Below are 15,582 nucleotides of genomic sequence, written 5' to 3' on the forward strand. Positions count from 1 at the left end.
AACGGTATGGTTTTAAGCTGAAAAAGTAAAATGCCCGGCTGTAATGGCCGGGCATTTTTTATGAATGCAGGAGTACGTTTTGTATACTGGTTCCAAATTATTTATTCAATACGATCTTTGTCAGCTTTACTTCGGTGGCGGTTACCAGGCGTATCAGGTAGATGCCTGCGGGTAATTTGCGGCCGTCGATCTCATAAGCATGTTGTTTTTCAGTTATGTTAATGCCTTCGTCAATTACTTTTATTAGAGCGCCTTTCAGATCCAGCAATTCCACTTTGTAGTTTCCTGCCTGCGATAAAGTAAAGCTCAGGTTGGTAGAGATGCCAAACGGATTGGGTTGTACCATAATTTCAGTTGCCGGGCTGTTTTGAGCAAACCTTGCTGCTGTCTGAGTTTGCGAACCCAGGTATTTTTTATTGGCGAAAACGATGGTGAGGTCCTCATTAAAGCGAACAGCATTTCCGGCAGCGTCTGTAATTGTTTGGGAATTAGAACTTTTTGGGTCGCGGATCGACATAAAACCATACCGGAAATCCGGGGAAAAAGTGAGCCCTGTTGGTTCGGATTCAAATGGCGTAGTCATAAACAATTCTATCTTCGGTATTGTGGGGGTGTGGTCCGGGCGTACTACCCATAGGTTTGCCCGGCCATTATCCTGCATAACCCATAAGTTGCCGTCGCCATCAAAAGCCAGGTTGTCGGCTCCTACCCCCCAGTCTTCGTTTTGTACCCCACCATTATAGCTTATCGGGTACGATTTTCTGGTAACCCAGGGTTCAATTCCGGATACCGTGTTGCCGTCGTCTTTAAAACGCCAGATCGTTCCGGTAGTAGTTTCTGCAAAATAGATTCTCCCATCCAATCCAAGTTCAATTTCCTCTAAAGTCCCCCAAGTGGTGCCTCCTAAAGATGCAGCCAGGTTGGCTGTATTATTCCTGTTAGCCTGGGTGGTATTGGGTACTTGTATCCATTGGCCAATGGTTGGATTGCTGGCATTGCGTTGCAAGACATAAAGCTTGCCGGAAGAAAAGTTGGTTGCCTGGTCGGCCACAAACTTATATATACATTTAGTGCCGCCATCTTCGGTCTGGTAGGCAACAATGCCATTAGCTCTGATGGCTATATTTTCGTGCTTCATGCGGCCCAGAGCCCAGAGTTTGTCAGGCTTGCCATCGCCGTTATAATCCCGGATGAGCCCGGTTGCCGGATCGATCTCTACCTGCCAGCCTACATCCTGATAACCATCCTTATTAGCGTCTCCGGCTGTTGTGGATTCTTCAGAAGAAATAATTGTGCCCCAGGGAGTAACCGCGCCGGCGCAATTCTTTTCGGTTCTTACTATGGGTGCAAAGTTAATTCTGCGGGTTGCATCAACAGTCCATAGCATAGTTGTTTCATTAAGCGTCATATTCAATACAGAAACGCCGCCCTGGTCTTTTTCATGGTTAATGGAAAGGTATCCGTGCTTGCTGCTGCCATTTATTGGAACGTATCCCGTAAAATCAGCATTGCTTAATAGAGTGCCTCCAGAGCCATCCGTGTAACGGGTTACGGTATTTTTCGCCAATAATTGGAATCTATGAGTGGCTGTAGGATAGGTAATTACCTGAGTCTGACCAACTGGTTTAACCGAAATAAAGCAGCCTATATTATCCGAATTGCTTGGGCCGCAGTATCCGGTAACCGGAATCTGGCTGAAGATAGCTGAAATGTTCCTGTTGCGGTACATTTTAACTGCAAGCGGGTTGGTGGTTGCCGTTGTATCGCCGGCCCAGCTGTCGAACTGAAAACCAGCAGCCGGGTTGGCGGTAAGCATTACTGTTGAGCCACCGGAATACGAACCTTGATCCGGGTTTTTTGAAACCGTGCCACTGCCGGTAACTGAAACGTTCAAAATAAACTGCCCCGGTATTTGTGAAAAGGTAGCCGTAATATTTTTATTGCTGTTCACGGTAACCATAAGCGGATTGGTCGTTCCGGTAGCATCTCCGCTCCACCCGTCGAACTGGAAGCCGGGATTGGGAGTAGCTGTAAGCGTTACGGTAGAGCCGGCATCGTAAGTAGGCTGGTTCGGACTTTTGGCAACAGTTCCGCTACCGTTTACGGTAATGTTGAGGTTGTATTGAACCGGCAAAGCTGAAAAAGTAGCGGTAATGCTTTTATTGCCATTCATGGTAACGTTTACCGGATTGGTCGTTCCGGTAATGTCTCCACTCCAGCCATCGAACCGGAAACCTGGATCGGGAGTAGCGGTGAGGCTTACCACCGAGCCGCTGGTATACGTTGCCTGATTTGGCGTTTTGGCTACTGTTCCGCTACCGTTTTCAGTTATAGTCAGGCTGTACTGCGCGGGTATCTGCGAGAAATTGGCCGTAATATTTTTAGAGGTGTTCATGGTAACCGTCAGCGGGTTTGTTGTTCCGGTGGCGGCGCCGGTCCAGCCATCGAACTGGTAGCCGGGATCGGGTACAGCCGTTAGCGTTACGGTGGCGCCGGTAGCATAAGAGGTCTGGTTCGGGTTTTTGTTAACCGTTCCGCTACCGTTTACGGTAACGTTTAAGCTCACCTGGGCTTGGTTTATTACCGTAAAACTGATGGTTATTGGGGTGCCTGGGGTGCCTTGCCTGTTTTGGCCCGAGTACGATTGTGCCGTTAAAGTATAAGAGCCGAGTGAGGGCGTCCAGCTGAAATAATCGCCGCTGTTATCGCCTTGTAGCGAGTAGTACGGGCCGCTATCATCGGAACGGTTTTTCGATTGCGCGCCGGTAAGCGTAAAATACACACTTCCCACCGTTGAAGGGCTGGTTACCGCCTGAACATTGAGTTTTTGGCTTGGAAGTGTAGCCAGGTTCAGAACGTCACCGTCATTTAATGGCTGGATTGGGGTATCGGTACTGGAATTGATAAGATTAAACCCCGTTATTGTTCCCTGCGCCGTGGCAGACGTGGGGCCTATAAACCAAAAAAACACTGAAACAATTAACAGCTTTACCAATTGGTAGTGGCTTGCGGAAGTTTTTTCCCTGTTTATTTTTAAGGTTGCATAAGGAAAGAGTAAATTTATTTCATACTTGTTTTTCATAAAGATATTTTTAAAATGTAAAGACCTGAAAATGCGCCAACGAAGTTTTAAAATGGGGTTTTAATACATCAGGGAATCGCAGTTAAAATTTCAGATATTGTCTGCGATGCCATGCTTTCAAAACTGGGGCCTGCGGCAAGTACTAAACTTCTGAAATTTTATGAAGTACAGTAATAGCAGGAACTGCTGTGTTTGTTTGGATTAGTCTTCTGGTCAGCGCTTTAATTGCTGATTCAATAAATAATTCACTTGTTGCGTTGGACGGAAGGAGAAAAGGGAGCAGTTTGTTATTGGAGTGTTGATTATAGTACAGAAAAAACATGAAAAAGTTATACAAAAAATGAAAATGTATTGGAGATATTTTTATAATTATTTGGAGGCAAAATTCAAAACGAGATTTATGCTACCCAGACGTAACAGCATGACTTCTAATAGCAAATAAAGCCCGGTCTATTTAATTTTCAGGTGAAACTTCTGCCATCCCGGTAAGGGAAACGCTATGATTTTAACAAGAAAAACCCTTGATCTGATTTGCGGCTTTACATTTTTATTTAAAACGCTATGTTTTCAGACTGCAAAAGTCTGTAAAACAAAAGCGGAACTACCTTCCGGCATCCCCGCTTTTTGGTTTATTCTGAAATTAATAAGGGGTTTAAATTAAAACGCTACTCCTTCATTTGCAGAATACTTTTCTCTATTTGTTGGTCGTTTACCTTCAGCCGTACCCGGTAAATTCCGGAGCGGTGACCTGGGTCTTCAGCAGGTTTAAATTCAATATTATGGGTGCCGGCTTCCATTTCTTCATTAACAAGGGTAAATGTTTGCCTGATATCGGTATCGGTGCTATAAACTTCAAGTTTAACCCGGGCTTTTTCAGGTAAATTTACTTTAATAGTTGTTGCTGCATCGAATGGATTTGGGAACACCTCCAGCATCAGGTTTGATGGGGTAAGGTTAACCGGGGCTACTCTGGCTGCTGGTTGCGTTTGCGGGCCTAAAAATTCTTTGCGGGCAAAAACAATCGTAACATCCTGCTCGAAGCGTATGGTATTGCCGGCTACGTCTTTAATCGTTTTCGTATTGTCGTTACTCGGGTTCAGGAAGGAAATAAAACCATACCGGTAATCGGGGGTGAAGGTTAGTCCTGAAGGTTCAGCATCTTTCGGGGTAGTCATAAACAGCTCTATTTTAGGGCTGGCAGTGGTATGGTCCGGGCGTACCACCCAGACATTATGCCGCCCTTTATCCTGTAATACCCATAGATTGCCATCGCCGTCAAAAGCCAGGTTATCGGCGCCAACCCCCCAGTCTTCGTTATTTACGCCACCGCTATACGTGATCGGGTAATATTTTTTAATAACCCAGGGCTCCAGTTCCGATATCCCGGCACCATCGTCTTTAAAGCGCCAGATCGTTCCGGTATTTGTTTCGGCAAAGTAAAGCTTGCCATCCGGGCCTAATTCAATGTCCTCCAGTTTATCCCACTGCGTTCCGCCTAATGATGGCCCAAGGTCCGCTGTTTTATTCCTGTCTGCCTTGCTAGTATTAGGAACCAGGACCCATTGTCCCGTTTTAGGATCAGAGGCGCTGCGCTTTAATACATAAAGTTTACCCGCTGAGAGATTTCCCGGTTGATCGGCCACAAATTTATACAGGCAGTTCGTTTGGGCATCATCTGTCTGATAGGTAGTCACGCGGTCAGATTTAATAACCAGGTTTTCGTGGCGCATGCGGCCCATTGCCCAGAGTTTATCCGCTTTCCCATCGTCGTCATAATCCATCAGGCTCCCGGTGGCCGGGTTAAATTCTACGTGCCAGCCTACATCCTGATAGCCATCTTTATTAGAGTCGCCGGCTGTATAAGATTCTTCTGAAGAGATAACGGTTCCCCAGGGCGTAACAACACCGCCACAATTCCGCTCAGTTTTAACAACCGGAGCAAAGTTTATTTTCCTGATCGAATCAGTTTCCCAAAGGTTGGTAGAATCATTAAACGCTAAATTGAAAATGGAAACCCCGCCCGGCGTCGTTTCATGGTTTAAAGACAAATAGCCTTTTCGGCTGCTGCCACTTCTTGGTACATACGCAGAGAAATCGAAATTGCTTGGTAGTAAGCCCGTTGAGCCTGCTGTGTATCTGGTTTGGTCAAATTTGGCTAATAGCTGAATAGCATGGCTGGCAGGATAAGTAATTATTTCGGTTTGGCCTCTGGGTCTTACCGATGTAAAGCAGCCGATATTCATTGAATTATTCGGGCCGCAATATCCTGAAGGGTTAAACTGGGTGAAGTTCGCAGTTATATTCATATTGCGGGTTAATTTAATAACCAATGGCTCCATGTTTCCAATAGCGTCGCCGCTCCAACCAGAAAATAAGTATCCGCTGTCTGGCAAAACTGCCACATTCACAATAGAATTAATTGGGTAATCTGGAAGATCAGGCGTTACTGTTACAATGCCGCCTCCTGGAGAAATAACATTTAAGCTATAGCGTACAGCCGAAGCCGTGAAGTTGGCCGTAATACTTTTATTGCTGTTCATGGTGATGGTAAGCGGGTTGGTATTCCCGGTAGTATCGCCGCTCCACCCGCTGAACTCGAAGCCGGGCTCGGGAGTTGCAGTAAGCACCACCGGGCTGTTACCGCTATAGGTTGCCTGATCCGGATTTCCGGAAATAGTGCCGCCATTCGTTGCGTTTAAATTCAGAGTATATTGCGTGGGAGGAGAGATCTGATTAATCACGCTGAAGGTGAGCGTAACGGGTGGAGAAGCTGTACCGCCACCATTAGACCCGGAAAATGATTGGGCAGTTAAGGTGTAATTTCCTAAAGTGGGAATCCAGCTGAAATAATCGCCGCTGTTATCGCCGGTCAGGGAATACGGGGTAGAATTATCCGTACGGGTCTTGATTTCTGCCCCGCTTAAATTAAACAGCACGCTGCCCACCGTTGCCGGGTTAGTTACTGCCTGAATATTGATCTTTTGGTTTGGCAAAGTAGCCAGGTTTACTACCATTCCCGAATTAAGCGGTTGGATTACCTGGTTCGTAATGGCATTCATTATTAACAAGCCGGTTATTGGTTGCGTTGCAGTTGAGGTGGTAAAATTAGCCGTAATGCTTTTGTTACCGTTCATGGTAATGGAAAGCGGGTTGCTCGTGCTGTTAACGTCGCCGGTCCAGCCACTGAAGGTAGCGCCTGTGCCGGGAGAAGCAGTAATGGTAACAGTGCTTCCGGAGCTATAAGTTGTTTGGTTTGGGCTGGCTGCTGCGGTTCCGTTTCCTACAGCATTTAAATTTAATGTATACTGGGCCGGTGGATTGGTTTGGCCATTCGTAACGCTGAAGGTGATCGTAACCGGGGTGCCTGCTGTTCCGCCGGCATTATCCTTTGCATACGGGTGGGCGGTTAAGGTATAGTTGCCAACGGTCGGGTTCCAGCCATAGTAATTTCCTGAGTTGTCGTCTCCCTGCAAGGTATAAGGCGAGCCGTTATCGGTCAGGGTTTTTGATTCCTGGCCACTTAAAGTGAAAACTACGCTGCCTACCGCTGTTGAGCCCGTCAGCGCCCGGATATTAAGGTCTGTGGTTGGCAAGGTTGTCAGGTCTAAAACAGCCCCGGGAGTTAAGGTTTGGATCGTCTTATCGGTATTTGCATTAATTAAACTAAAGCCGGTTATGGTTCCTTGTGTGCGGCCCGGTAAAGCTGAAAACAGCCAGAGGAACACCGCAGCAGATAAGCATTTTGCCAGGTAGCTGCCGTTTCCTGGAATTTTGTTTTTGTTACTTTTCCGGGTTTGAGCCAGCAAACCCTGCTTAATAGCGTACTTATTTCTCATTTTGGAAGTTATTTAAAAGTTAATGATGGAAAGACAGTGTAGGGGATTTCAATTGATCTCAACAATTCAGGGTAAATCGTGCAGCGACCGGCTGTGTTTAAAAGCCGATGGATTATAAAACCGGTTCCAGCAGAAGCGGCTCTACTATTTTAAGTTATGATGCATGCCAGGCGTTTTTTAAGGGCTGCCATACATTTGTGTAGCCTCCTGAAAGCTTATCGTAAGGAGATAAAGCGTTCTTTGGCTTTTTTTGTATGCGTTTTTCGTGTTTTATTTATAAAAATTACTACATCTTAATCTAGAAAAAGTTATACGTTGGGTTTTTAAAAATAGATGCTGTATTTGTAATTATTTATATAATAAATTGCAATTATTTAATCTTTATGAAATTGTTGTTTATATGGGAATTGTAATCTCGGGCTGAAGGGCGAAGAAACTGGCAGTATTTATAAAAGAATAAGGCGGTAAATATTATTATTCCTGGCTTTTTAAGCTGCAGCGCTGCTTGGAAAGGATTTTTATACGGAGTAGTTTTTGGGTTTTTAACCGAAGAGTAAAAGCCTTCTTCACATCTCAAATGTGAATATTTGGTTTTTCAGGGAAGAAAAATGCTATGCTTTTAACAAGAAAAACTCAGGTCAGCTTTTGTGGCTGCGGGCTTTGGTTGAAAACGCTATGGTTTTAAGCGCAAAAAGTCTATAAAACAAAAAGCGGAGCTACCTTCCGGCAGCTCCGCTTTTTGTTTCAGGTTCTTCAGTAAAAATATTACTGACAGGCAATTTTGTTTACCCGGTTTGCGTGCCGGCCGCCTTCGAAGGGGGTTTCTAAAAAGAGCCTGGTCATTTCAGCTGCCAGGTTTTCGGAAACAAACCGCGCCGGAATGCAAAGGATATTGGCATTGTTGTGTTCGCGCGAAAGTTTGGATAGTTCCGGAAGCCAGCACAAAGCAGCGCGTACCTGCGGATATTTATTCGCCGTCATAGCTACGCCGTTGCCGCTGCCGCAGATCAGGATCCCGAAATCGTATTCTTTTTCGTTAATGGCTTTGGCCAGCGGATGTACGTGGTCCGGGTAATCTACCGAGGCATCGGAAAACGGGCCGAAATCTTTTACTTCGTGGCCTTTTTCTTCCAGCTGACTGGTGAGCAGTTTTTTGTATTCGAAACCGGCGTGGTCGCCGCCAATGGCAATTTTAAGCTTCATTTCGGGTAAGGTTTTTATTTAAACGGTCTATGTCGCGTTTTCTAACGGTTTTGGCAATAATAATACTGGCTTCGTAAAGCAAATAAAGTGGTATGGCAAACAAGCTCATGCTCAACACGTCGGGTGGCGTAACCACAGCCGAAATGATCAGGATCACTACAATGGCGTGCCGGCGGAAAACCGACAGGAATTCGGAAGAGATCAAACCGGCTTTAGCCAGGAAATAGATCACCATCGGTAATTCGAACATCAGCGCGCACGAAAAAACCATGGTAGTGAGCGTGGAAATATAAGAATTCAGGTCGAACTCGTTCGCAATGCTGGCATCTACCTGGTACGAAGCCAGGAAATTGATGGAAAGCGGTGCGGCGCCATAATACCCGAACAGCAAACCAATTATAAACAGCACCGAAACGAAGAATACCGCCCCGCGTGAATTTTTCCGTTCCCGCGGATACAAACCTGGTTTAATAAAACGCCACAATTCCCAGAACGCGTACGGAAAAGCCAGAATAAGGCCAATGGTAAACGAAACCGACATGTGCGTGGTAAACTGCGAACTCATTTCGCGGCTTTGCAGCGTGAAATTTATTTTATCGATGCAGATCTCCGGGGCGTTTACCAGCTCGCCCAGTTTGCACCACATGCGGTAGCTCCAGAAATCGGGGCGGCTGGGTGCCAGGATAATATCATGAAAAATAAAATCCTTCGAAAAAAATGCGACCAGGCCAAAAACCACAATAGAAGCCGCCGCCCTGATAATGTGCCACCGGAGCAGCTCCAGGTGGTCAACGAAGCTCATCTCCTGTTCTTCCCCTGTGCCTATTCGTTTTGCTTCCAACTGACTTTTTTACCTAAAATTGATACCGTTTTAATAATGATTAATGGATAATAATTGATTGTAAGATTCTCCTGGCTTATAGGCCATCGTAAATTTTCAATTAATCATTATCCATTAATCATTCATAATTAATTTACTTGCTGCTGAAAAGCGGGAATTGCTCCATCCAGGTGTTTATTTCCTGTTTCACGGCTGCAATTTTCGCTTCGTTGTCGTTGTTCATCAGCACTTCGTCAATCAGGCCCACAATGCGCTCCATATCGGCTTCTTTCAGGCCACGGGTAGTTAAAGCGGCCGTGCCTACGCGCATACCAGAGGTTACAAATGGCGATTTATCGTCGAAAGGCACCATGTTTTTGTTGATCGTGATATCGGCTTTTACAAGCGTGTTTTCGGCCACTTTACCGGTTAAGCCTTTAGAACGCAGGTCGATCAGCATTAAATGGTTATCCGTTCCGCCGGAAATGATCTGGTAGCCTTTGGAAACAAAAGCTTTGGCCATGGCCTGCGCGTTATTCCGCACCTGTTCCATGTAGGTTTTGTATTCCGGGGTAAGGGCTTCGAAGAACGCTACGGCTTTGGCCGCAATTACGTGCTCCAAAGGTCCGCCCTGCGAACCCGGGAATACCGCGCCATCCAATACCGCCGACATCATTTTCAGTTCGCCCTTCGGGGTTTTGAAGCCGTACGGGTTTTCGAAATCTTTCGGCAGCATGATCATGCCGCCGCGCGGGCCGCGCAGGGTTTTATGCGTAGTGGTAGTTACAATGTGGCAATGCTCGAACGGATTATTCAGGAAACCTTTGGCTATTAAACCCGCCGGGTGCGAAATATCGGCCATTAATAAGGCGCCAACTTCATCTGCTGCTTCGCGCAGGGCTTTATAATTCCAGTCTCTGGAGTAAGCCGAAGCCCCGCAGATGATCAGTTTGGGTTTTTCTTTGTTGGCCGTTTCGGCAATTTTTTCCCAGTTAATTAAACCGGTTTCCTGCTCTACGCCATAAAAACTCGGCTGGTATAATTTACCCGAATAGTTTACCGGCGAGCCGTGCGTTAAATGTCCGCCGTGCGCTAAGTCAAAGCCCAGAATTTTGTCGCCCGGATTCAGAATGCCCAGCATAACGGCGGCGTTTGCCTGCGCGCCGGAGTGCGGCTGCACGTTCACCCATTCAGCCCCGAAAAGTTCTTTGGCGCGGTCTATGGCTAGTTGTTCGCTTTGGTCTACAATTTCGCAGCCGCCATAATAGCGTTTGCCCGGCAGGCCTTCGGCGTATTTATTGGTCATGATGCTGCCCTGGGCGGCCATTACCTGGTCGGAAACAAAGTTTTCGGAGGCAATAAGTTCGAGGCCGTGCATCTGGCGTTCTTTTTCCTTTTGAATAAGGTCGAATATAGCGGTATCTTTCTGCATGATAAGTCTGTACACAATTTCCCCAAAATTACACGAAAGTTGCTAAAATTGCTAAACTACTTTTCGGGGCTCAAAGCATAGCGTTTCCGGGGTTTTAAAGCTTGTTTGGCGGGTTGGGCTACGCAGAAGGGAAATAAAAAAGGGAAGCAAAGCCTCCCCCCTTTATAGTATTAAACTTCCGATTATTGTCTGATAAGCCGGGTACTGGTAGTACCGCTGCTTGTTTGAGTGCGAAGCAGGTAAAAACCTGCCGGGTGTTCCTTATCAAAATTAATTTGTAAGGAATTGTTGCCTTCTATGAGTTTTTGCGTGTTCTTATATAACGTTTTGCCGGTCAGGTCTATTATCTGGTAGCTTATTTCTTCGTTACTGCCGGCCTGGATGCTGAAGTTGATTTCCTGGGTGAACGGGTTCGGATAAACTACCGGCGCATTCGGCTGTGCTTCGAAATTCACCACTTTTATGTCCGAAAACGATACCGTTCCGTTAAGGTCAACTTGTTTCAGACGGTAATAGCGCAGGCCGGTCTGGGTAGTGGTTTTATCCAGGAAATCGTATTGCAGCCGGGTGGCGGAGTTCGGATTCTGGCTGGCTACAAACCCAATATCTTCAAAGTTCCGGCCGTTGTTGCTATGCTGAATGTGAAAACCCTGGTTTTCTTTTTCTGAAGCCGTAACCCATTGCAGATAAGCCGCGTTGTCTTTTTTAGTGGCTTTGAACGAGATCAGCTCTACCGGTAGCGGGTTGTTGGGGTTTACAACGCCAAAAGGCGAAAAGCTTGAAATGCCTTGTAATGTGGCGCTATATGTCAAACTTCCATCGGAGAAAGAACTTAAAGGCGGTTGTTGCCAGGTGCCCCCGGTAAAGTGAGCAATACCTACATTGGTACGAACAAAATCAATGCCTTCGTCAGTAGTGGGATCCCATTGTAAACGAAGCGTTATGTCTGCGGAGCCGGAGCCGGTAACTCTGTCTACGTTCCAGGTTCGCTTTGCAACCAGGTTTGATACCGCCTGCCCGCTGGTGCCGTTTATGCCGGGCGTTACCAGTACCGAGTAATTTCCTGAGCCGCCGATATCGCCGGTATTTATGATATATGCTGGCGTATACGCATTCGCTGAGCCCACCGGAAACATTACTTCCGTAGTGCTTCCGCCGGCAATTCCCTCTATGATCAGTTTGCCGGAACCGGTTTGTTTGATGTAATTGGTAGCACTGGTGTTTATGATCGAGCCGGTTGGCTCCACAGTAAGCGGGTGGTCGCCTAAGGTTATGCTGCCATTGATCAGATTGATCACATTGCCGTTACTAATGGTCATGGCCCGATCCAGAACTATGGAGCCGGCTAAGGTTTTGGTGCCGGTGCCGCTAACTTTCAGGTTGCTGTATTGCCGGGATGCGATGGTCTGGCCGGTGCCGGCATATTCAAACGTGCTGCCCGAGCTCAAGGTATAGTTTGTGAATCCGGTTGGGAAGGTAGTAGCGCCTGTAGCGATGTAGGTGGCCCCGCTTCTAACCTCAAATGTTTTGCCTGGTGCACCTGTTACATCAAAGCCGCCATTACTAAACTTCCCACCCTGAACTATAAAGTTGCCACTCACATTAGCAGCCGTAATGGCTCCGTTGGAAGTTACTCCGAATGCATTATTAATAACAACGTTAGGGTATCTCAGGCTCGTGTTAAAGCTTAAGGTCTGAGCGGTTGTGCCGTTAAATTCTATAGTGCTGGCTGGCGTGTAATCAAGCGCCAGATTGCCTGGAGTGCCCGTTACGCTTATAGCTCCGCTAACTTTTAACGTTCCTGAACCAAATATTAAACGTACTCTCCGGTTACCCATGCCCGGGCTGAAGGTAATATTGCTTAACGTTAAATCAAAACCAGCAAGTTTAAGTCTTGATGTGTCGTTATTAACGCTGTTCTCAATCGTTAAGGAACCACAGACGGCATCAGAAGTTAGTTTTATCTTATGCGCTGCCTGGATCGTAACGATATCCCCGGCACCAGGGGAAGTATTGCCGTTGTCTATGTTTGAGCGTGTCCAACTTGCTGCGCTACCCCAGACGGTACCCCCTCCGTTTGAAACAAACGTTGTAGCCCAGGCCTGCACCGCAGTAAAGCTTAAAAACAGGCCAAGCAGCAGATAAATTCGATACGAAAACCGCATGTGTTTTTTCTGTTGGTAATTGGTTGCGTTTTGTTGATAGATTTTTCTCGGATGTTTGGTAGAATTCTGCATAATAGTAATATTTAAAGTTGAAAGACGCTTTTTTTTTGCTACCATTATGCGTTCTTATGCAGCCAGTTCCATCAAAACCGGGAGCATTGGGGCATAAAATGGAAGTTTATCGGGTTTGTGAGGTTTGGCTTGGTAATCAGGTACTTGTAGGATTGGGGTTAATATAATAAATCTAAAAATTGCGGTTGTGAATATGAATATTGGATAATTAAATATTCTTATTCCAATCTTTATAAACTCCAATACTGATGGGATTTTAAAAAGTTACGATTTATTATTATTTTATTTATAATTTATTTAAAAATATTGCTATTGGCGTATTTTTACGGGTGAATTTTTTAAATGGGAATATTTTAAGATGGCTGGCACCAGGGAAAGAAAGGCAAAGCTTGAAGGGAAATAAAAAAGCACCTCTGGCTGGAGGTGCTTTTTTTCAGGATTTATTGCTTAATATTTTAACTATAGCGGGGTTTATCGATATTAGGTTTGTTTGTGTTGCGGTTCGGGTGACTGCCTAAGCGGGTATCGATCGTAGGTTCATCTACATCATCGGTGTACCGGGCTTCCAGTTCATTATATTGATCATCAAAATTTTCGATGTGAGCATCTTTCATCGTGCCTGTGCCTTTGCCGGCCGGGTTGCCTAAATTGCTGCGCGATTGTTTGTTGGTGGAATTACTTTTGTATGGCATAATAACCTCCTTTTTTGTTAAACAATTGATTAATAATTTCCCCGACCTTATGCTGGCAGGGCTTCTTACATACTCGTTTCCAGGGTTTTGAGTTTTCTATATTTGAGTTTAAGCACTTTTTTCCTGCTAAAGGATAGCGTTTTTATCTGAAAATTCCCATTCGCCGTAAAAATCGGCAACATTACGTTTCTTTAATATGAACGCTGATAAGAAGATAATTATTACGCATCCCGACAAAGTGCTTTTCCCCGAAGCGGGTTTTACCAAGCAGCACCTGGCAGACTATTACGAGGCCGTTTCCGGCTCCTTGTTACCCTTCCTGAAAAACCGGCCGATCATGCTGCACCGGTTTCCTCAGGGCATAGGCCACCACGGTTTTTATCAGAAAGATATCGGTAATGCTTTCCCGGATTGGATCTCCAGGGTTTTGGTGGCGCGCGAAAAACAGGACCCCATTGAACAGGCCGTTATCAATACGAAAGCCGCGCTGCGTTTTGTCATTAATCAGAATACGGTGGTGCTCCACCCCTGGCTCAGCACGGTAAAAGATCTGCACAAACCCGATAAAATTATTTTCGATCTGGATCCGGCCGAAGGTGGTTTTAAAACGGCGGTTAAAGGGGCTTTGCTGCTGCGCGGATTGCTGGAAAAAGAATACGGTCTTACCTGTTTTGTAATGACCACGGGCTCCAGCGGCCTGCACGTTACCATTCCCATAAAACCAAACCACGATTTTGATGCAGTAAGGCCATTTGCCCTGATGGTAGCTGAGCAGCTTTCGGCCTTGCACCCTGCAGAATTTACCACCGAGCAACGCATAGAAGATCGGAAAGGCAGATTATTTGTAGATTATTTGCGGAATTCGTATGCGCAAACCGCCGTGGCGCCTTATGCGGTAAGAGCTTTGCCGGGTGCACCGGTAGCCGCGCCGCTTTTCTGGGAAGAGCTGGCAGATAAAAACCTGAAAGCCCAGCAATTCAACATCGTTTCTATGCCTGAGCGTTTGAAAAACGGAGGCAACCCGTGGCAGGATTTCCGGAAAAACGCAATAAGTTTAACCAAAGCACTTGCCAAACAAAAAAGTGAAATGCAGCAAAAAAAAGCTTGAAAAACGGTAGGGTTCAGGGCTTAAAAAGTCTGGAGCTTTAACTATGCTGAAGCGTTAAACAGTCAGGGTGCGTGCCTCGGGGCTCAGATCGCGGATAATGCGGCAGGGGTTTCCGGCAGCAAAAACATCGGCGGGAATATTGCTGGTTACCACGCTCCCCGCCCCGATCACACTCCGGTCGCCGATGCTTACCCCGGGACAGACAATAACGCCACCACCCAGCCACACATGAGAACCAATGGTTATCGCTTTCCCGGATTCGAGGCCGCTGGCGCGTTCCTGCCAGTTGAGCGGATGGGTGGCAGTATAAAGCTGCACATTGGGCCCGAAAAGAACCTGGTTGCCAATGGTAACCGGCATTACATCCAGAATTACGCAGTTAAAATTGAAAAACACCTTTTCGCCGACTGTAATGTTGTAGCCGTAATCGCAGTAAAAAGGTGGTTCAATTTGCAGGCTTTTGTCGCATTTGCCAAACAGTTCCTGTAAAAGAAAAAAACGCAGATCGGAGTCTCCCGGCCCCGTATTATTGAATTGCTGCAGTAAATTCCGGGCTTTATGCCTTTCGGCGGTTAGTTGCGGATCGGTGGCGTTATACAATTCTTCGCGGAGCATTTTTTCTTTCTCGGTTATCATGGCTGCTGTTTTTTAGGTTAAGAACGCTATGGTTTTACGCACAAAAAGTATAAAAAGCAAAAGGCCATTCAGCGAACTGAACGGCCTTTTTGCGCGATGCGAAGATGAGAATTTAGCGGTTCGGTTCTTCGTCGTTGCGCAGCATTTCATCGGTAATATCCTCAACGCTTTGTTGCATGTGTTCCGTAGAGGGCATTTGCACAATGGGCTCATCTACTTCCTGCTCGTGTTCTGCCGTTGGAATTCCGTCAGGAATAATATTGCTGCTTTCGGCAGAATCGTCGTTTACGGTTACCGCGCTCGGGCCATTGCCGGAATCGGAGCCGAAACCGGTTTTGCCGTCGCGGTCGCCGAAACCACCGCGGGCGTGTTCGTTTTTCGGCGGATCGGCGCCGGGTACCAAATGCCCGGCCTTCATTTCTGCCATGTCTTCGCCGGTGCTGTCAATTATCCGTACCGGGCGTTCTTTGCCGGTTTTGTCGAGGTCTTTTTTATCGGTTGCCATAATGCTGCTTTAGTGAGTAAAAATTCGTGAA

At 46.4% G+C, this 15,582-nt stretch carries 10 protein-coding genes; 1 reads left to right on the top strand and 9 read right to left on the bottom strand.

Features of this window, described 5'->3' with window-relative positions:
• Nucleotides 1-97 precede the first annotated feature (97 nt).
• The 7 genes from I5M27_RS11785 to I5M27_RS11815 form a co-directional block, all read right to left on the bottom strand.
• Nucleotides 98-2,971: an InlB B-repeat-containing protein gene (locus tag I5M27_RS11785; protein WP_200506414.1), complete on the bottom strand. Its 2,874-nt coding sequence runs from the start codon at nucleotides 2,969-2,971 to the stop codon at nucleotides 98-100.
• A gap of 776 nt (nucleotides 2,972-3,747) precedes the next feature.
• Nucleotides 3,748-6,918 (bottom strand): InlB B-repeat-containing protein, encoded by a 3,171-nt coding sequence (locus tag I5M27_RS11790; RefSeq protein ID WP_200506415.1) that lies wholly within the window; start codon nucleotides 6,916-6,918, stop codon nucleotides 3,748-3,750.
• 765 nt (nucleotides 6,919-7,683) lie between these two features.
• A complete protein-coding gene (gene rpiB, locus I5M27_RS11795; protein ID WP_200506416.1) occupies nucleotides 7,684-8,121 on the bottom strand; it encodes a ribose 5-phosphate isomerase B in 438 nt (145 codons plus the stop codon).
• The gene (gene tatC, locus I5M27_RS11800; RefSeq protein WP_200506417.1) at nucleotides 8,111-8,923 is read right to left on the bottom strand and encodes a twin-arginine translocase subunit TatC; all 813 of its coding nucleotides are present in this window, start codon (nucleotides 8,921-8,923) and stop codon (nucleotides 8,111-8,113) included. The genes rpiB and tatC overlap by 11 nt, the downstream gene beginning before the upstream one ends.
• Nucleotides 8,924-9,095: 172 nt before the next feature.
• Nucleotides 9,096-10,373 (bottom strand): serine hydroxymethyltransferase, encoded by a 1,278-nt coding sequence (locus I5M27_RS11805; RefSeq protein ID WP_200506418.1) that lies wholly within the window; start codon nucleotides 10,371-10,373, stop codon nucleotides 9,096-9,098.
• Nucleotides 10,374-10,555: 182 nt separating this feature from the next.
• Entirely contained in the window at nucleotides 10,556-12,610 is a 2,055-nt protein-coding gene (locus I5M27_RS11810; protein ID WP_200506419.1) for a T9SS type A sorting domain-containing protein, read from the bottom strand.
• A gap of 455 nt (nucleotides 12,611-13,065) precedes the next feature.
• On the bottom strand, nucleotides 13,066-13,302 hold the full coding sequence (locus tag I5M27_RS11815; protein ID WP_200506420.1) for a hypothetical protein: 237 nt from the start codon (nucleotides 13,300-13,302) through the stop codon (nucleotides 13,066-13,068).
• A gap of 196 nt (nucleotides 13,303-13,498) precedes the next feature.
• Between I5M27_RS11815 and ligD the strand changes: the two genes are divergently transcribed.
• Nucleotides 13,499-14,410: a non-homologous end-joining DNA ligase gene (gene ligD, locus I5M27_RS11820; RefSeq protein WP_200506421.1), complete on the top strand. Its 912-nt coding sequence runs from the start codon at nucleotides 13,499-13,501 to the stop codon at nucleotides 14,408-14,410.
• Nucleotides 14,411-14,464: 54 nt separating this feature from the next.
• Here ligD and I5M27_RS11825 read toward each other — a convergent pair whose 3' ends face one another.
• Together I5M27_RS11825 and I5M27_RS11830 are read right to left on the bottom strand one after the other, a co-directional pair.
• Nucleotides 14,465-15,046 (bottom strand): sugar O-acetyltransferase, encoded by a 582-nt coding sequence (locus I5M27_RS11825; protein WP_200506422.1) that lies wholly within the window; start codon nucleotides 15,044-15,046, stop codon nucleotides 14,465-14,467.
• Nucleotides 15,047-15,158: 112 nt separating this feature from the next.
• Nucleotides 15,159-15,551, bottom strand: a complete 393-nt coding sequence (locus tag I5M27_RS11830) for a hypothetical protein (protein WP_200506423.1) — start codon at nucleotides 15,549-15,551, stop codon at nucleotides 15,159-15,161.
• Between the last annotated feature and the right edge of the window lie 31 nt (nucleotides 15,552-15,582).

The sequence above is a fragment of the Adhaeribacter terrigena genome (genome assembly GCF_016623615.1).
GTDB lineage: Bacteria > Bacteroidota > Bacteroidia > Cytophagales > Hymenobacteraceae > Adhaeribacter_A > Adhaeribacter_A terrigena.